Below are 17,404 nucleotides of genomic sequence, written 5' to 3'. Positions count from 1 at the left end.
TGCGGGTTGCTGTTCCCACGATATTCACTCCGATACTTTCGCTGAGGACTGCAGCACAGGTGTCTTGAGCAGGGAGGCGGCGGTCGCGACCGCTCCGGCCACGTCGCCGTCGGCCGGGTAAAGCAAGGTCCGGCCCACGGTCAGGCCCTGGACCCCTGGCAGCGCGAGGGCTGCCTGCCAGCTGGCGAACACCTCGTCCTGGGTGCCTTCCGGGTCCCCGCCCAGGAGGACGGTGGGCATGGTGGTCGCGGCCATCACGCGCTCCATCTCGGCAACCACGGGCAGCTTCATCCACGTGTATGCGCTGGTGGAGCCCAGGCCCTCCGCGATCGCCACGGACTTGATCACAGCGTCCGTGCTCAAGTCATTGCGGACCCTGCCGTTCTGCCAGAGGGACAGGAAGGGCTCCACCATGGCAATCAACCGGCGCTCGGCCAGCGAATCAATGGCCTTCGCGGTTGCTTCCAGCATGGCCGCCGTGTCCGGGTCGCCCAGGCAGATGCGCGTCAGCATCTTGCCGCCGTCGGCCCCCAGCGCCGCCAACCCGGCGGCCGTGTGTCCGGTGAAGCGGTCATCGATCTCATTGACCAGCCCGGACAGGCCGCCGCGGTTCATGGAACCGAAGACGAGCTTGCCGTCCAGAGCACCAAGGAGGAGCAGGTCATCCAGCACGTCCGGGGACGCCAGGACGCCGTCCACGGCGGGGTTCGCCAGGGCGATCTGCAGCCGGTCCAGCAAACCACGCCGGTCAGCCATGGCCACGGGATCGTTGCCGACGGCGAGGGCGCCGCGGGCCGGGTGGTCGGCGGCGACAATAAAGTTCTGGACGCCGTACTTCAGGCCGGGATGACGGCGGCGCGAGGCGGCAGCCCGGGCAACGGCATCGGGGTCCTCGAGCCGCAGTGCACTGAGGTGCTCATAGCGGCGCGGGTCGTCGGTGAGGCTCAAGACGCTGCTCCTTCGGAAACTGCTGCGGGGGAAGTATGGGCAGCCGCGCCGGCGAATTCGGGCACCAGGCGGCCGCGGTCGGCCAGCAGCGAGGTGACTTCGTCCGGCGTCGGCATCGCATCCGCACAGGAAAGACGTGAGGCGACAATGGCACCCGCCGCGTTGGCGAAGTCCAGCACTTCAGCGAGCGGCCACCCGGACAGCAGTCCATGGCAGAAAGCACCACCAAAGGAGTCACCGGCGCCCAGGCCGTTGACGGTCTCCACCTTCACGGGTGCTGACACAACGCGCTCCGTGCGGGTCTTGGCCATCACGCCTTCGGGGCCCAGCTTGACCACGGCGATCTCAACGCCCGCGGCCAGCAGGCGGTCGGCCTGCTCGTCAGGGGTCCCCTCCCCCACCGCAACAGCGCATTCCTTGTCGTTGCCGATGGCCACCGTAACGTGCGGCAGGATCTTCGCGATCTCGCCCCGGGCTTCCTCCTCGGATGCCCAGAACATGGGCCGGTAGTCCAGGTCCAGGACCGTGAACTGGCCGATCTTCAGCTGGTCACGGTCCCGGGCCTCATGGGCCTTGAGGTGCGCTTCACGGCTGGGCTCCTGGCACAGCCCGGTGACGGTGGACCAAAAGATCCGGGCGTTCCGGATGGCGTCCAGGTCAAGCTCTTCGGCCTTGATCTGCAGGTCCGGCGCCGTGGGGAACCGGCCGTAAAAGTACAGCGGGAACTCGTCCGTGGCCGGCTTGATCGCACAGAACGTCACCGCCGTGGGCCATTCCTTGACCGGGGTGACGAACGAGTCATCCACGCCGAATTTGCGCAGCTCGCGGTGCAGGTAGGTGCCGAAGGCGTCATCGCCGGTGCGGGTGATGACGCCGGTCTTGCGGCCATGGCGGGCAGCTGCGACCGCTACGTTGGACGGTGAGCCGCCGAGGTACTTGCCGAAGGACTGCACGTCCTCCAGGTCCACCCCGATGTCGTTCGGGTAGATATCTACGCTGATGCGCCCGATCGTGAGCAGTTCGTGGGTCACGGTGATCGCGGACCTTTCTGTTGTGAACTCTTGCGGGACGGAGCTCCGGTGCCTTGGCCGGACCGCACGTGAGCGGGGCCACAACCACTACTCTGCACCAATATTCATGTCCTGTCAAAGGTTTGTACTGACATATTTACAACGAAACGTAAGCTTCATGTTGTGCGCTCGCGCCGAGCCCGAATGGAGGCCCGAGAAGCCCTCATACGCGCCCTATTTGCGTGGAATCTCCAGCTCGCCGGTGACATACTGGGCGCGGCCAAACCCGAAGGACCAGTCGCTTGCGCCGTTTTCCACGTAGCCAAGGAAAACATCCTCACCGGCCACCCCAACTTCGGCCAGCTGGTCAGCGATGGCCGCAAAGAGGGACTGCTTGGCTTCCTGGCTGCGACCTCCCTGCGTGAAGATCTGGATCATCACCACATCGGAACTGCGCTCAAAGCCAAGGCCGGCATCCTGGGCGAATATCTGGCCCGGCGCGTGCTCCGTGACGATATGGAAATAGTCCCGCGCCGGAATGCCATATTCAGCCAGGATGGCATCGTGGATCCGGCGGCTGAGGTCGCCAAGCTCCCGGGGACTGCGGCCAGCGTTGACATCAATTCGAACCAGCGGCATTGCTTCTCCTCCATAGTTTGTCCTGACATACTAACAAAGAGCTGGCCGACGACACAAGAAGGGTTCGCGGCCGGTGTTTGTCGGGCTGCTACGGTCGGGGTAAGACGGATTCTGCTCCATCATTCGCTCCGCCACCGGCCGAAACCGCTCGATCCCGCACCCGCAAAGCTCGTCCCCTCGAATGATTGGGCAGAATCCGGGGAAGCATCGAACACCGACGGCGGCCATCCTCTCCTGCCTGCAAGGTGGGCGCCGTGAAAGTCGCGGGACGCACTTAACGCACGACGGCGCCCGCCGCCTTCCGGGGAAGGTGACGGACGCCGTCGTGCGTTAAACTGCAACGCGGGGTCACGTAATGCCCTTCCCGGCGGCGGGAAGGGGCCGAATGCGACCCCGCGTTGTAGTGCTGCGGTGCTGTAGTGCTTGGTGCCTAGAGCGCTGCGTAGACCTCGCGCAGCAGCGTGGCGGTCTCGGACGGCGTCTTGCCGACCTTCACGCCTGCAGCCTCGAGGGCTTCCTTCTTGGCCTGCGCGGTTCCTGCGGAACCGGAGACGATGGCGCCGGCGTGGCCCATGGTCTTGCCTTCGGGAGCGGTGAAGCCGGCGACGTAGCCGACAACCGGCTTGGTGACGTTGGCCTTGATGAACTCGGCGGCGCGCTCTTCAGCGTCGCCACCGATTTCGCCGATCATGACGATCGCCTTGGTCTCGGGGTCAGCCTCGAACGCAGCCAGGGCGTCGATGTGCGTGGTGCCGATGACGGGGTCGCCGCCGATGCCGATGGCGGTGGAGAAGCCCAGGTCGCGGAGCTCGTACATCATCTGGTAGGTCAGGGTGCCGGACTTGGAAACCAGTCCGATGGGACCCTTGCCCGTGATGTTGTTCGGCGTGATGCCGACCAGTGCTTCGCCGGGGGTGATGATGCCGGGGCAGTTCGGTCCGATGATGCGGGTGACCTGGTTGCCGTCAGCGTCAACCGTGGACTGGGCCAGTGCCCAGAACTCGGCGGAATCCTGGACGGGCACGCCTTCGGTGATGACAACCACGAGGCCGATGCCGGCTTCGATGGCTTCAACAACGGCGTTCTTGGTGAACGCCGGCGGGACGAAGACGATGGAGACGTCGGCGCCGGTTTCAGCCATGGCTTCCTTGACGGTGCCATAAACGTTGATTTCCGCGTCACCGTGCAGGACGGTGGTGCCGGCCTTGCGGGCGTTGACGCCGCCCACGATGTTGGTGCCGGCCTTCAGCATCAGGGCGGTGTGCTTGGTGCCTTCGCCGCCGGTGATGCCCTGGACGATGACCTTGGAGTCCTTGTTCAGATAGATAGACATGGTGCGTCCCTTTACTTAGCTGCGTTGGCGAGCTCGGCGGCCTTGTCGGCGCCCTCGTCCATGGTGGCGGCCAGGGTAACCAGCGGGTGGTTGGCCTCGGCCAGGATGCGGCGGCCTTCCTCAACGTTGTTGCCGTCGAGGCGGACTACCAGCGGCTTGTTCGCGTTGTGGCCCAGCTCGGCCAGCGCACCGACGATGCCCTTGGCGACGGCGTCACACGCGGTGATGCCACCGAAGACGTTCACGAACACGGACTTGACCTGCTCGTCGCCGAGGATGACGTCCAGGCCTGCAGCCATGACCTCGGCGGAAGCTCCGCCGCCGATGTCCAGGAAGTTGGCGGGCTTGACGTTGCCGTGGTTTTCACCGGCGTACGCCACGACGTCCAGGGTGGACATGACCAGGCCGGCACCGTTACCGATGATGCCAACTTCGCCGTCCAGCTTGACGTAGTTCAGGTCCTGCGCCTTGGCCTTGGCCTCGAGCGGATCGGCAGCGTCCTTGTCCTCAAGGAGGGCGTGCTTGGCGTGGCGGAACTCGGCGTTCTCGTCCAGCGTGACCTTGCCGTCCAGTGCCACGATGTCGCCCGCGCCGGTCTTGACCAGCGGGTTGACCTCCACGAGGGTGGCGTCTTCCTGCTTGAAGACGTCCCAGAGCTTGAGGATCACGGCGGCGACCTTGCCGCGCAGTTCCTCAGCGAAGCCTGCGGCTGCAACGATTTCGTCAGCCTTGGCCTGGTCGATGCCAACGGCGGGATCGATGGCGACCTTGGCCAGCGCATCGGGGCGTTCGACGGCGAGCTGTTCGATTTCCATGCCGCCTTCAACCGAGCACATGGCCAGGTAGTTGCGGTTGGCCCGGTCCAGCAGCACGGAGAAGTAGTACTCCTCGGCGATATCGGCACCCTGGGCAATCATCACCTTGTTGACGGTGTGGCCCTTGATGTCCATGCCCAGGATGTTGGTGGAGTGCTCAAGTGCCTCATCAGCGGTCTTGGCTACCTTGACGCCGCCGGCCTTGCCGCGACCGCCTACCTTGACCTGTGCTTTAACAACAGTCACGCCGCCGATTTTTTCGGCTGCTGCTTTTGCTTCTTCTGGGGTGTACGCCACGATGCCGGCAAGCACGGGTACACCGTGCGCCTCGAACATATCGCGCGCCTGGTATTCAAACAGGTCCACGGTTTAGTGTCCTTCTACGTCGAAGTAGTTTCTGTACAGTCGGGCACCATCGTCAGACGATGACCGGGCTGCGGATTGCAATCACCTGCGACCTGTTCGGAAACGAGCCACAGCGTGCGATGCTCCACTCGGAACTCTAGTCCTCTCTGAGGACCGGCCCGTTCCACAGTACCTCTTATGTGAGTAAGCACACTATTCTATGGAGCGTAGAAAAAGCCCTAGATTACGGGGTTTTTGGGGCCCCAGCCGGTGCCGGGGCGGCGGTTGCGGCACCTTTCGAAAAAGCTTCGTAATGATCCCTGGCGACGAAGAAGGCGACGCCGGCGGACACGTTTCCGCACGCCACGCCATGGTTGTACGCGGAGCACCTAAGCCCGTTCCGTTCCAGGTTGGCGCCGTCGGCCAGGACGGGCAGTTCGCTGAGCGGGCCGCTCTTGCTCCCCTTGGGCCCGTAAGTGGCCTCCATCTGTGTGACGCCTGAACGGCATCCACCGTACGTGGCCTTCTCCGGTGTGAGCAGCGCCGTTCCACCCAGGTAGCCCAGACCGGTGCCGGCGCAATCGTCTTTGATGTCGACGGCGGCAGGCTTGGGGTAGTCCGCCAACTGGCAGTGCGCCGCGGGGACGGTGGCCAGTTTGTCGTTGGCGCTGTCGGTGAAGCTGTTCAGCTCGTACGGGAGGTTGAGGTGCTCCCCTTTGGCGGACGTCAGCGAGCAGACGATGTTCCGGTCCTCGGTGATGAACGACAGGACGTCCTGGCCGGCCCGGAACCCGGCAGGGTCCACCAAGGCCGCCCGTTCCAGCTGTTCCAGGGGCGGCAGCGGCGGCGGAGCCACGTAGCCCCGGTCCTCAGTGGTGATGGTGCAGGCCGTGGCCGCCAGCAAAGTGAGGGCGGCGAAGATCCCCAGAACAGTCCGTCGCATGGCCCCCATTATGCCCCGGCAGCGGCCTCAGCCCTCCGCACGCGTGACCACGGCCTCAGCCCTCCGTACGCTTGATCACGGCCTCGACGACGGCGGCAGCCGCTGCGGCGGGATCCTCACCGTCGAACTGCTCCTGCATCGTCCGGGCGCGGCTTTTCCACCCCGGGTCCGCCAGGACTTTGGCGACGGCCTTGGCGATGTCGGCCGGCTTGGGTGATTCCGACCTGAGGTTAATGCCGACGCCGGCGTGCTCTACGCGGGCGTTGACGTCACTTTTTCCCTCGTTGATTCCCGACACCACCAGGGGAACACCCTTGGACAGGCTCAACTGCACCCCGCCGAAGCCGCCGTTGGTGATGAAGACATCCGTGAAGTCAAAGACCTTTGCAAAGTCCACGTAGTCCCGCACCACCACGTTGGGCTGCGGGTAGCGGGTCTTCAATGCCTCGGTGCCGCGGCCGCCGGTGGCCACGATGACCAGCGCATCCAGGTCCTTAACCGCCTCGAGGGCAGGAACGATCAGCTTGTTCTGGTTAAGGTTGTCCACTGTTCCCTGGGTGATGACGAGCGTTGCGGGATAGGAGCGGGGGAACCCGCCGTCGCCGTCGCCGTCGCCGCCACCGGCCGCCGGCGGGTGCGGAGCACGGTATGGCAGCAGCGCGCCGACGTAGTGCACCGTGGGGTTGACCCGCCGACGCGGGAAATCGAGGGACTCCGTGCCGGTCTGGATCGTGGCGTCCGAGCACCGGTAAGGCTCATCCGTCAGGCGGCCGCCGCCCGGAACAGGCTGGCCGAAGGCGGCATGCTGCCTGCGGTAACTCTGGCCGGCCGGGCGAAGGATGACCTTGTCGGACAGCAGCCCGGCCAGGCCTTGGAGCGCTTTCTCCACGGGATTGCCGGGCGGCCGGAACCCGAAGAACAACGGGGGCACCTGCTGGTCGCTCTCCATGTTCGGGATTACCGCAAAGCTCACCACAGGCTTTCCCATCAGATGGGAGACCAGCCGGTGAATAAACATCGAGCTGTCCGCAACCACAACATCAACCGGGAAGTCCTGGTCCAGTTCTCGGATGTCCTCAAAGAAGTTGGTCACGTTGCTGGCGAAGATTTTCTCGCCGTCGAATCCGATCGCCCTGGGACCTTTGAGCCGGGCACGTTCCGGATAGAGGTCATTGAGATTGTCCGCGCGGTGCTCGACGGCGCGGACAAAGGGGAAGAGCAGTATGCCGAGTGTCTCGAGCTTGGCAGCCAACACCGGGCCGGTATACCAGCGGACGTCATGGCCGCGCTCCTTGAGCCGCATCGCCACACCGGTCATCGGATTGAAGTGACCGTCAAGTGCCTGGCTGGCGAAGAGGATGTTCACGGAGTGCCCCGAATCTGCCGTTATGAATACGCCGCAGCCGCGCCGGTGCCCTGGCTGCCGGCGCGTTCCTGAACTGTATGACAGACGTGATCCCTCGACAAGGGCTGCGGCTTGGGCCGGCTGTCCGGCCTAAATGGGGCACTTCGACACGGACGCGCCGCCATCCCGGCCGGATTCCGGGGTTCGCCGGCCAAAGTGGCCCAGGACGGCGGGACTCACCCCCGGCCGGCTCACCTCGGGCAGCGATTCCTTCAGTGCAGCTAGGCGTCCAGCTTGGTCAGCGGCGCATAGCGGAGCAGGAGCCGCTTCTCGCCGACGTCGAATTTCACCTTGGCGACGGTCTTGTCACCTGCGCCTTCGAGGGCCAGGACCGTGCCGTTGCCGAAGCTGGTGTGGTTGACCTTGTCCCCCACGCTGACCGCCACAATTTCCTTCTGTGGCTGCACGCGGTTCTTGGCGATGACGGCGGGAACGTCCGCGTTGAATCCGGCCGAGGAATCGGCTGCGGCCCCGCGGGACGTGCCGGCGCCCCAGAACGATCCGTTGTAGCGGCCGGAGCCGATGGACCCACCGCTCCCCCAGCCGCCGGACTGCCGGCTGGTGCCTTCGCGCTTCCACTCCACGAGCTCGGACGGGATTTCCTCGAGGAACTGGCTGGCCGGGTTGTACTGGCTTTGGCCCCACATGCTGCGGACTTCGGACCGGGTGACGTAGAGGCGCTTGCGGGCGCGGGTCAGGCCCACGTAGGCCAGCCGGCGTTCTTCGGCGAGCTCCTTCGGATCCGTGGCCGAGCGCTGGTGCGGGAACAGCCCGTGCTCCATGCCGGTCAGGAACACCACCGGGAATTCGAGGCCCTTGGCGGTGTGGAGGGTCATCAGCGTCACCACGCCCAGTCGCTTGGCCTCCGCCACGGCGGCATCGATGTCCGCGCCCGGGGCATCGGGGATCTGGTCCGCGTCGGCCACCAGGGACACCTGCTCCAGGAAGGCGCCCAGGGATCCTTCCGGGTTCTCCTGTTCGTATTCGCGCACGACGGCGACGAGTTCCGCCAGGTTCTCCACGCGGGACTCGTCCTGTGGATCAGTACTGGAACGCAGCCCGGCGAGGTAGCCGGTCTGTTCCAGGACGGCTTCCAGCGCTGCGGCTGCACCCGAGCCGGAGGCGACTTCGGCGAGGTCATCGAGCAGTTTCACGAACCCCAGGACGGCGTTGACGGAGCGTGTTGCCATGCCAGGGGCTTCCTCGGCCCGCCGGGCCGCGGCCATGAACGACATCCGCTCCCGCGACGCGAGCGCCGCCACGGCGCCCTCGGCGCGGTCACCGATGCCGCGCTTGGGTTCGTTGAGCACCCGGCGCAGGTTGACGTCGTCGTCCGGGTTCACCAGGACCCGGAGGTACGCGAGGGCGTCCTTGATTTCCTTGCGTTCGTAGAAGCGGGTGCCGCCCACCACTTTGTACGGCAGGCCCACCCGGACCAGCACGTCCTCGATGGACCGCGACTGCGCGTTGGTGCGGTAGAAGATGGCGACGTCGCCGGGGCGGAGGTTGTCCTCGTCCTGGAGCCGGTCAATTTCCTTGGCGATGAACTGGGCTTCGTCGTGCTCGTTTTCGCCCACATAGCCGATGATCTTGTGGCCTTCACCCTCCGCGGTCCACAGCCGCTTTTCCGGGCGGTTGGGGTTGCGCGAGATCACGGAGTTCGCCGCAGTGAGGATGTTCTGCGTGGAGCGGTAGTTCTGCTCCAGCTTGATGGTGCGTGCTTCGGGGTAGTCCTTCTCGAACTCCACGATGTTGCGGATATCCGCGCCGCGGAACGCGTAGATGGACTGGTCCGAGTCGCCCACCACCGTGAGCTCGGACGCACCAGGACCCTCGCCCACAATCTCGCGGACCAGGGCGTACTGGGCGTGGTTGGTGTCCTGGTATTCGTCCACCAGGACATGCCGGAACCGGCGGCGGTAGGAGTCCGCGAGCGCAGGGAAGGCCCGGAACATGTAGACGGTCTCCGCGATGAGGTCGTCGAAGTCCATGGCGTTGGCCTGGCGCAGCCGCTGGGTGTAGCCCTTGAAGACGTCCGCCACGGCGCTTTCGAACGGATCGTTGAAGTTGGCGGTGGAGGCAAACGAGTCGGCGTCGATGAGTTCGTTCTTCAGCGCGGAGATCTTGTGCTGAATGGCCTTCGGCGCGAACTTCTTGGGGTCCAGGTCCAGGCTCTTGGATACCTGGGTCACCAAGCGCAGGGAGTCGGCGGAGTCGTAGATGGAGAAGTTCGACTTCAGGCCCACGTTCGCCGCTTCCTGGCGAAGGATCCGCACACAGGAGGAGTGGAAGGTGGAAATCCACATGATCTTGGCCCGGCCACCAACCAGGGCAGCGATGCGCTCCCGCATCTCGGCGGCAGCCTTGTTGGTAAAGGTGATGGCCAGGATCTCGCCGTAATGCGCGCGGTGGGTGGCAATCAGGTACGCGATCCTGTTGCTGAGCACACGGGTCTTGCCGGAGCCGGCGCCGGCCACAATCAGCAGGGCGCTGCCGGCATGCTTTACGGCCTCTTCCTGCTGCGGGTTCAGCCCCTGGAGCAGCTCGGCGGCATTGGGCCGGTGGTGCGGCTGGTCTTCATTGCCCTCTCCGCGGGGCTGCTGGCTGGCCCAGCCGCCCGTGCGCTGGGCGCTGTCAGCCGTGCGCTGGGCGCTGTCAGCCGGGCGCTGGTGGCCGGTCCCGCCGCCACCCAGTTCGGCAGCCTGGGAAAGGCCTTCCGGGCGCGACTTGGTGCGGGCTGGGGCTGCCGATGCGGCCTTGAACGGTCCGTCAGAGTACGGGTCAAACAACATATCCATGGTGCCTACAAGTCTAGGCGGTGGTGCTGACAGTCAGGTCCAACCTGTGGATAACACCGGGTTCCCGGCACCGCGCCGCCCGCAGGAGCCCGCCGGCAGCACCCAGCCGCGGCTCAGGTCACCGAGCCGGACAGGAGGGCCGCACGCAACTCGCGCACCGCCGTCGTGCCTCCCGCCATGAACCATTGCAGCCCGTTGACCTGCACGGTGTCCGTGGCGCCGCCGGCGGCGCGGACAATCGCCTTGCCCGGCAGCCAGTCCCACTCCGGGCAGCTGTGCTGGAACCAGCAGCCCAGCTGCCCGTCCGCCACGCGGCCCAGGTCGCAGGACCCGGACCCGAACATCCGCAGGGCGGCGGCGGAGGTCGCGGCCGCGTGCCACGGCATGGCGCAGAGCGGATCCATCAGCCAGGTGGGATGGATGTAGGTGGCAGCCCCGAGTTCCGCGAGGGCGTTGCGGTTGCGCGCCCCGCCGTCCCGGTAAGCAGCCAGGGCCTCTCCGTTCAGCGTCGCGGCCCGCGCCGTCCCGCCGAGCCACAACTTGTCCTCCTCAGGCTGGAAGATCGCGCCCAGCTGCACGTCCACGGAGTCCTTCAGGGCAATGGCCGAGCACCAGTATGTGGAGCCGTGCAGGAAGTTGTACGTGCCGTCCACGGGGTCGATCACCCAGGTCCGGCCGCTGGTACCGGCCACCGAGGCGCCCTCCTCGCCCAGGATGCCGTCGTCGGGCCTGCACCGCCGGAGCTGCTCCAGGACATAGGCTTCGGCGGCGTGGTCGGCCGCCGTCACGACGTCGGAGATGGACGTTTTCTGCTGCGACTGCAGGCCGGCCATGCGCATCAGCAGCGCCAGCTGCCCGGCTTCGCGCACCAGTGCCGATGCCAGCTGGTAGTCGTCCAGGGCGGGGTCAAGTTCGAGGGCGCTGTGCCTGCCAGTGGTCATTGCACCAGTCTATGCAGCGCCATAATGGTGCCATGGCCAAAACCCCAGCGCAGCGGATCAAGAAGCACGGTTCCAGGGCGGTTGTCCCGCAGCACAGCCTTCCGCCGGTGATCAACCCCACCACGGCCCGCTCCCCGCAGAAGGCCCAGTCCAACAGCAACCTGATCCTCATAGCTGGCGTGGTGGTCAGCCTGTTCCTGTTCTGGTACCTCCACCTCCTGGTGCTGGATCAGATGACTCAGGTCTCAGGCGAAATGGCCATGCCTGATTCGCTGATCGGCGGGTTCGACGCAAAGTACGTCGCGGATCTGCGCACCGAGATGAATGACGACGCCCGCGGCCAGCTCAACTACATCCACAAGACCGCCGGCACACTGTTCCCGCTCATCTTCGGCTTCACCTGGCTGCTGCTGATCGGCACCAACGTGGCCAGGAAGTCGCTCCGGTGGGCCCTGTGGGCCGTCCCGCTGCTGTTTGTGGTGGTCCGGTTGTGGGGCAACGTCACCATCGATTCAGTGCTGGCCGCAGAAACGGCCGACGCCGGTCAGGTTGCCCTGGCGTCCGGCCTCACCGTTGCGGGCTGGGTGCTGTTCGTTGTGAGCCTTCTGGCCGGGGCCGCCGCGGTGTTCCTGGGGAAGAAGTCCGCCGAACCCGTCACGCCCGGGCAGCAGCAGCCCTGACCTCTTTCCGGTGCTGGCTGACGCGCTGGGCAATGATCAGCCCGGCTGTCGCCACCCCGACCGTGACCGGGTACCCCATCAGCCGCTCCAACGTGCCAGGCTCGGGCACGTTCATCCCGGTCAGGCCCCCGGTCACCAGTGCTGCGGACGACGCCAGCCCGCACACCAGCACAAACCATCCGAGCGGCGTCTGCCGCAGCCACAATGCGCCCAGCACCAGCACCGCGAGCGCCCCGGCAATGAAGTACATCAGCGCGCCGGTGTAGTGCCAGCCGGAACCGATGTCCTCCGGCACCAGTCCTACGATCATGGTCCCGGCCCCGGCGGTGCCGGCCAGGATCCGGACCCAGACTGCGGCCAGCCAGGGTTTCCGGTGTCCCGGCTGCACCCTTGCTCCGGCCCGGGCGGCGACACACAGCAGTCCCGAGGTCAGCAGCAGTGCGCCCAGGAGCATGCCCAACCCCTGGACAATAAACGAAGCGTTCATCAGCCAGTGCAGCGGCGAACAGACGTTCCGGCCGTCAAAAATCCCGCAGTTGACCGCGCCGAGGTCGCTGATGAAGCCGGTCCGCCGGTCATAGGGCTGCGGCCCGGCCCAGCCCCCGATCACGGCTGTTTCGGCCACAAAATACTGCAGGACGCTCAGGACGGACCAGGCGCCGATGTAGTGGCGGGTGGAGGCCGTGTCCGGGATAAAGACCGCTGCGGGAGCGGACATCGGGGCTGAACTCATGCCAAGAGCGTAGTACGGCCTCCCACCTTGTATGCTTGTATCCGTGTCCGGACGGGCCGGCCCTGCCGGAACAGCGGACACGCGCCCTCGTAGCTCAGTGGATAGAGCACGGCTCTCCTAAAGCCGGTGTCGTTGGTTCGATTCCAATCGAGGGCACTTGAACCTTCCTGCTCCGGAGTTCAGCCTCCGCGCCTACCTGCTCGGCCCCTCGCCGGCCGGTCCCGCCGCTGCGGGAAAGTGGTCCGTTGAACGGCAGCTGCTGGACCGGGCGGCCGGCACCCGCGGCACCTTTTCCGGCGTCGTACATTTTGTTCCAACGGACGACGGCGGCCTGGCCTTACGCGAAGAAGGCACCATGCGCTGGCCCACCTTCGCCGGCCCCGCCTTCCGTGAATACCTTTTGCAGCCCGCTGACCGGATGGACGCCCTGGACGTGTTCTTCGAAGACGGGCGCCCCTTCCACCGGATGAGTTTCTCGCCGGAAGCCAACCTTGACCAGCACTGGTGCGACCCCGACACCTACCGCGTGACCTACAGATATGAGGGCCCGGACGCGTTCGGCTATATCTGGGACGTCAGCGGGCCGAGCAAGGATCTGCTGCTGACGTCGGTGCTCCTGCGGCTAGGCTCGAAGGCGTGAAAGCACGCATTGTGGTCTCCGCCGTCTGCGTGTTCGATGACGCGGGGCGGCTCCTGACCGTCCGCAAGCGCGGCACCGGCATGTTTATGCACCCCGGCGGCAAGCCCGAACCCGGTGAGACGGCCGTTCAGGCCGCGTCCCGGGAGCTGGCAGAGGAAGTGGGGATCCTTATTGCGCCCCGCGACCTCGAACTGATGGGTGTCTGGATTGCCGACGCCGCGAACGAGGCCGCCACCGACATCGAAGCCACGGTATTCCTGGCGCCCGGCACGTGGACAGCCCGCCCGTCGGCCGAGATCGCCGAAATCCGCTGGCTGGATCTGGCCGCGCTTGAGGTGGAACTTGAGCGGGGTGCGGAACCCCCGGCGGACCTCGCCCCGCTCCTGACGGACCACATCCTGCCGGTCCTGGCCGCCAGCCGCCCCTGACCGCCTCCTGCCCAGGCCCCAAGTAGGTAGCAGTAAGTGTCGTTCTGAGGGCTCAAAACGACACTTACTGCTACTTAGTTGGGGGGGAGGCTGGGACCTAGTATTCGGGGACGGCTTCCTCAGCCACCGCGGTGGCCTCGGCGAACTGCGTCCGGTACAGCTCGGCATAGCGCCCCTCGGCCGCGAGCAGTTCGGTGTGCGTGCCGCGTTCCACGATCCGGCCGTCCTCCACCACCAGGATGACGTCGGCGGCGCGGATGGTCGAGAGCCGGTGGGCAATCACGACGGCGGTGCGCCCCTCGAGCGCTGCGCCGAGGGCCTCCTGGACAGCAGCTTCGTTGGTCGAATCCAGGGCCGCGGTGGCCTCGTCGAGGATCACGACGCGCGGCTGCGCGATGAGCAGGCGGGCGATGGTGAGCCGCTGGCGTTCGCCGCCCGAGAGCCGGTAACCCCGCTCCCCCACCACGGTGTCCAGGCCGTCGGGCAGGGACCGGACCATGGTCTCCAGCCGGGCCTGCCGCAGGACATCCCACATGAGCTCGTCGCTGGCGTCCGGACGGGCCAGGCGCAGGTTGGAGGCAATGCTCTCGTGGAACAGGTGCCCGTCCTGCGTCACCATGCCGAGGGTGTGCCGCATCGAATCGAAGGTGAGGTCGCGGACGTCAACACCGGTCCCGGGTGTGGCCCCGCCGAAGCGGACGGCGCCGGAATCCACGTCGTACAGGCGCGAGAGCAGCTGCGCGATGGTTGACTTGCCGGCCCCTGAGGACCCCACGAGGGCAACGGTCTGGCCGGGTTCCACACGGAAGCTGATACCGTGCAGCACCTCCTCGCCGCCGCGGGTGTCCAGGGTGGAAACGTCCTCCAGCGAGGCGAGCGAGACCTTGTCGGCCGAAGGGTAGGAGAAGCGGACGTCGTCGAACTCCACGGACAGCGGCCCGGCGGGAGATGACACCGCATCGGGCTTCTGCTCGATGAGCGGCTTGAGGTCCAGGATCTCAAAGACCCGCTCGAAGCTGACCAGGGCGCTCATGATCTCCACCCGGGCGTTGGAGAGCGCCGTGAGCGGCGCGTAAAGGCGCGTGAGCAGCAGCGCCAGCACCACGACGTCGCCCGCTGCCAGTTGCCCCTGCAACGCCAGGAAGCCGCCGAGGCCGTAGACCAGCGCGAGAGCCAGCGCCGAAACGAGTGTCAGGGCGGTCACGAAGGTGAACTGCAGCATCGCCGTCCGGATGCCGATGTCGCGTACCCGGCCCGCCCGCACGGCGAACTCGCGGGATTCCTCATCCGGGCGGCCGAAAAGCTTCACCAGCGTGGCGCCCGGAGCGGAGAACCGCTCGGTCATCTGGGTCCCCATGGACGCGTTGTGCTCCGCAGCCTCGCGGCGCAGGTCCGCCAGCTTCGAGCCCATCCGCCGGGCGGGGATCAGGAAGAGCGGCAGCAGGATCATGGCGAGCACGGTGATGAGCCAGGACTTGCCCAGCATCACCACAAGGGTCAGCGCGAGCGCCACAACGTTGCTGACCACGCCGGAGAGGGTGCCGGCGAAGGCCGACTGCGCGCCGATCACGTCATTGTTGAGCCGGCTCACCAAGGCACCGGTGCGGGTGCGGGTGAAGAAGGCGATGGGCATCTTCTGTACGTGGTCGAAGACCTTCGTGCGGAGGTCCACGATCACGCCTTCGCCGATGGTGGAGGAAAGCCAGCGGGTGACCAGTCCCAGCCCGGCTTCGGCGACCGCCACAATGGCGATCAGCACGGCCAGCCAGACGACGACGTCGGTGCCCGCGCCTGCGATGATCGCGTCAACCACCTGGCCGGCGAGGACCGGCGTGGCGACGGCCAGGACGGCCATCACGATGGACAACAGCACAAACGCGATCAGCTTGCCCTTGTGCGGCCGGGCGAAGGTGAACACACGCTTGAGCGTCTCCTTCGAGAAGGGCTTCGAGCCGCTCGAGGCGCGCGTGATGTTGTACAGGGAGCTCCAGGCCACCCGGTCCATGCTCATGAGTTGTTGCCTTTCGGGGCGGCGTGGCCGATCAGTTCGGAGACGGCGCCGTTATCCACATTCCACCGTACATCCAGCCGCACGTTCTCGAGCAGCCTCCGGTCGTGGGTGACCAGCAGGAGGGCCCCCTCGTAGCTTTCCAAGGCGTCCTCCAACTGTTCGATGGCAGGCAGGTCAAGGTGGTTTGTTGGTTCGTCGAGGACCAGCAGGTTCACGCCCCGCGCCTGCAGCAAGGCCAGCGCAGCACGTGTCCGTTCGCCCGGTGAGAGGGATTCCACAGGCCGCGAGGTGTGGTCTGCCTTCAACCCGAATTTCGCCAGCAGGGTCCGGACTTCAGCCGGGGTCAGGTCCGTCAGGACAGCTTCAACGGCGTCCGCCAGGTTGAGGTGGCCGGCCAGCAGTCCGCGGGCCTGGTCAATTTCGCCGATGGCCACCGAGGCGCCCATGGCGGCGTTGCCTGCGTCCGGTGCCTGGACGCCCAGGAGCAGGCGCAGCAGCGTGGACTTGCCCGCCCCGTTGGGGCCGGTGATGCCGATCCGCTCCCCCGCATTCAGCTGCAGGTTCACCGGGCCCAGGGTGAAGTCCCCCTGGTTCACGACGGCGTCACGCAAGGTGGCCACCACGGCACTGGACCGCGGCGCTTGGCCGATGCTGAACTGCAGCTGCCATTCCTTCCGGGGCTCCTCCACCACGTCCAGCCGTGCGATCCGGGACTCCATCTGCCGGACCTTCTGGGCCTGCTTTTCGGATGATTCCGTGCTGGCGGCCCGGCGGATCTTGTCATTGTCCGGGCTCTTCTTCATGGCGTTCCGGACGCCCTGGGAGCTCCACTCACGCTGGGTCCGGGCGCGGGAGACCAGGTCCGCCTTGGTGGCGGCAAACTCCTCGAACTTTTCGCGTGCATGACGCCGTGCCACGGCCCGTTCCTCCAGGAAAGCGTCATAGCCACCGTCGTACACCGCCACTGAATTCTGGGCGAGGTCCAGCTCAACGATGGTGGTGACACACCGGGCCAGGAACTCGCGGTCGTGGGACACCAGCACCACGCCGCCGCGCAGGCCCTGGACAAAGGCTTCCAGCTTGGCCAGTCCGGCCAGGTCCAGGTCGTTCGTGGGTTCGTCCAGGAGCACCACGTCGAAGCGGCTGAGCAGGAGGGCCGCCAGTGCCACGCGCGCGGCCTGCCCGCCGGAGAGGCCGGTCATGGGCGCATCCGCGCCGGTTTCCAGGCCAAGGTCGGCCAACACAGCCGGAATGCGTTCGTCGAGGTCCGCCGCGCCGGATGCCATCCAGCGGTCAAAAGCGAGGGAATAGGCGTCGTCAGCGCCCGGGGCCGCCGAACCGAGCGCGTCGGCCGTGGACTCCATGTCCGCCGTCGCCTGGGCACAGCCGGTGCGCCGGGCGATGTAGCCGGCCACGGTTTCTCCGGCCACGCGCTCGTGTTCCTGGGGTAGCCAGCCCACAAACGCGTCGGCGGGTGCGAGGCTCACGCTCCCGTCCTGGGGCTGGTCGACGCCGGCCAGCAGGCGCAGGAGGGTGGATTTTCCGGCGCCGTTGGCACCTACCACGCCCACAACATCGCCGGGAGCCACCGTGAGGGAGAGCTTGGAGAAAAGTGTCCGGTGGTCGTGGCCGCCGGACAGGTCTTTGGCAACAAGGGTTGCAGTCATGGCTTGGTCTGTCCTCTCGCCCGGCCGGCGGAAGGCCTGATGACGCCGCCTGAGTCAGCCGGAATTGC

At 66.4% G+C, this 17,404-nt stretch carries 15 protein-coding genes and 1 tRNA gene; 4 read left to right on the top strand and 12 right to left on the bottom strand.

The genetic code is table 11. The annotated features are described in order from the left end of the window. Positions 1-24 precede the first annotated feature (24 nt). The 9 genes from IAQ70_RS20030 to IAQ70_RS19990 all read right to left on the bottom strand — a co-directional run bounded on the left by IAQ70_RS20030 (position 25) and on the right by IAQ70_RS19990 (position 11,177). Complete coding sequence (locus IAQ70_RS20030) at positions 25-948, bottom strand: Cgl0159 family (beta/alpha)8-fold protein (protein WP_190991551.1); 924 nt, start codon at positions 946-948, stop codon at positions 25-27. Then, complete coding sequence (gene iolC / locus IAQ70_RS20025; RefSeq protein ID WP_190991549.1) at positions 945-1,979, bottom strand: 5-dehydro-2-deoxygluconokinase; 1,035 nt, start codon at positions 1,977-1,979, stop codon at positions 945-947. Before iolC ends, IAQ70_RS20030 begins: the two co-directional genes overlap by 4 nt. 213 nt (positions 1,980-2,192) lie before the next feature. Then, positions 2,193-2,597 (bottom strand): tautomerase family protein, encoded by a 405-nt coding sequence (locus IAQ70_RS20020; RefSeq protein ID WP_190991547.1) that lies wholly within the window; start codon positions 2,595-2,597, stop codon positions 2,193-2,195. Between the two features lie 430 nt (positions 2,598-3,027). Further along, positions 3,028-3,930 (bottom strand): succinate--CoA ligase subunit alpha, encoded by a 903-nt coding sequence (gene sucD, locus IAQ70_RS20015; protein WP_190991545.1) that lies wholly within the window; start codon positions 3,928-3,930, stop codon positions 3,028-3,030. A gap of 11 nt (positions 3,931-3,941) precedes the next feature. After that, positions 3,942-5,111 carry an ADP-forming succinate--CoA ligase subunit beta gene (sucC, locus tag IAQ70_RS20010; protein ID WP_190991542.1) on the bottom strand — a complete coding sequence of 390 codons (1,170 nt, stop codon included), beginning with the start codon at positions 5,109-5,111 and terminating at the stop codon, positions 3,942-3,944. 223 nt (positions 5,112-5,334) lie between these two features. Then, positions 5,335-6,042 carry a hypothetical protein gene (locus tag IAQ70_RS20005; protein WP_190991540.1) on the bottom strand — a complete coding sequence of 236 codons (708 nt, stop codon included), beginning with the start codon at positions 6,040-6,042 and terminating at the stop codon, positions 5,335-5,337. Positions 6,043-6,088: 46 nt separating this feature from the next. Beyond that, a complete protein-coding gene (locus IAQ70_RS20000; RefSeq protein WP_190991538.1) occupies positions 6,089-7,399 on the bottom strand; it encodes a glycosyltransferase in 1,311 nt (436 codons plus the stop codon). Positions 7,400-7,659: 260 nt separating this feature from the next. Beyond that, entirely contained in the window at positions 7,660-10,230 is a 2,571-nt protein-coding gene (pcrA, locus tag IAQ70_RS19995) for a DNA helicase PcrA (RefSeq protein ID WP_407682606.1), read from the bottom strand. Positions 10,231-10,349: 119 nt separating this feature from the next. After that, entirely contained in the window at positions 10,350-11,177 is an 828-nt protein-coding gene (locus tag IAQ70_RS19990; protein WP_190991533.1) for an inositol monophosphatase family protein, read from the bottom strand. Positions 11,178-11,209: 32 nt separating this feature from the next. Here IAQ70_RS19990 and IAQ70_RS19985 point away from each other — a divergent pair, with 32 nt between their 5' ends. Further along, the gene (locus IAQ70_RS19985) at positions 11,210-11,857 is read left to right on the top strand and encodes a hypothetical protein (RefSeq protein WP_190991531.1); all 648 of its coding nucleotides are present in this window, start codon (positions 11,210-11,212) and stop codon (positions 11,855-11,857) included. Here IAQ70_RS19985 and IAQ70_RS19980 read toward each other — a convergent pair. Further along, positions 11,832-12,590: a DUF998 domain-containing protein gene (locus IAQ70_RS19980; RefSeq protein ID WP_190991529.1), complete on the bottom strand. Its 759-nt coding sequence runs from the start codon at positions 12,588-12,590 to the stop codon at positions 11,832-11,834. The genes IAQ70_RS19985 and IAQ70_RS19980 overlap by 26 nt on opposite strands. 83 nt (positions 12,591-12,673) lie before the next feature. Between IAQ70_RS19980 and IAQ70_RS19975 the strand changes: the two genes are divergently transcribed. The 3 genes from IAQ70_RS19975 to IAQ70_RS19965 all read left to right on the top strand — a co-directional run bounded on the left by IAQ70_RS19975 (position 12,674) and on the right by IAQ70_RS19965 (position 13,658). Further along, positions 12,674-12,746 (top strand) — tRNA-Arg (locus IAQ70_RS19975). Between the two features lies 1 nt (position 12,747). Next, positions 12,748-13,230, top strand: a complete 483-nt coding sequence (locus tag IAQ70_RS19970) for a DUF6314 family protein (protein WP_190991527.1) — start codon at positions 12,748-12,750, stop codon at positions 13,228-13,230. Further along, positions 13,227-13,658: an NUDIX hydrolase gene (locus IAQ70_RS19965; protein WP_190991524.1), complete on the top strand. Its 432-nt coding sequence runs from the start codon at positions 13,227-13,229 to the stop codon at positions 13,656-13,658. The genes IAQ70_RS19970 and IAQ70_RS19965 overlap by 4 nt, the downstream gene beginning before the upstream one ends. Positions 13,659-13,755: 97 nt before the next feature. On the opposite strand, the gene IAQ70_RS19960 is transcribed toward IAQ70_RS19965, so the two are convergent. After that, positions 13,756-15,669, bottom strand: a complete 1,914-nt coding sequence (locus tag IAQ70_RS19960; protein WP_190991522.1) for an ABC transporter ATP-binding protein — start codon at positions 15,667-15,669, stop codon at positions 13,756-13,758. Further along, positions 15,666-17,336 (bottom strand): ABC-F family ATP-binding cassette domain-containing protein, encoded by a 1,671-nt coding sequence (locus tag IAQ70_RS19955; protein ID WP_190991520.1) that lies wholly within the window; start codon positions 17,334-17,336, stop codon positions 15,666-15,668. Before IAQ70_RS19955 ends, IAQ70_RS19960 begins: the two co-directional genes overlap by 4 nt. Positions 17,337-17,404: the final 68 nt, after the last annotated feature.

Origin of the sequence: Pseudarthrobacter sulfonivorans, from assembly GCF_014712225.1 — a bacterium.
Taxonomy (GTDB): domain Bacteria; phylum Actinomycetota; class Actinomycetes; order Actinomycetales; family Micrococcaceae; genus Arthrobacter; species Arthrobacter sulfonivorans.
This window is presented reverse-complemented; position numbering and strand designations above follow the sequence as displayed.

Excerpts from the sequence above, each read along its gene's own strand:
- IAQ70_RS20020 (WP_190991547.1), bottom strand. The coding sequence starts at position 2,597 with ATGCCGCTGGTTCGAATTGATGTCAACGCTGGCCGCAGTCCCCGGGAG.
- sucD (WP_190991545.1), bottom strand. The coding sequence starts at position 3,930 with ATGTCTATCTATCTGAACAAGGACTCCAAGGTCATCGTCCAGGGCATC.
- IAQ70_RS20005 (WP_190991540.1), bottom strand. The coding sequence starts at position 6,042 with ATGGGGGCCATGCGACGGACTGTTCTGGGGATCTTCGCCGCCCTCACT.
- pcrA (WP_407682606.1), bottom strand. The coding sequence starts at position 10,230 with ATGTTGTTTGACCCGTACTCTGACGGACCGTTCAAGGCCGCATCGGCA.
- IAQ70_RS19990 (WP_190991533.1), bottom strand. The coding sequence starts at position 11,177 with ATGACCACTGGCAGGCACAGCGCCCTCGAACTTGACCCCGCCCTGGAC.
- IAQ70_RS19985 (WP_190991531.1), top strand. The coding sequence starts at position 11,210 with ATGGCCAAAACCCCAGCGCAGCGGATCAAGAAGCACGGTTCCAGGGCG.
- IAQ70_RS19980 (WP_190991529.1), bottom strand. The coding sequence starts at position 12,590 with ATGAGTTCAGCCCCGATGTCCGCTCCCGCAGCGGTCTTTATCCCGGAC.
- IAQ70_RS19960 (WP_190991522.1), bottom strand. The coding sequence starts at position 15,669 with ATGAGCATGGACCGGGTGGCCTGGAGCTCCCTGTACAACATCACGCGC.
- IAQ70_RS19955 (WP_190991520.1), bottom strand. The coding sequence starts at position 17,336 with ATGACTGCAACCCTTGTTGCCAAAGACCTGTCCGGCGGCCACGACCAC.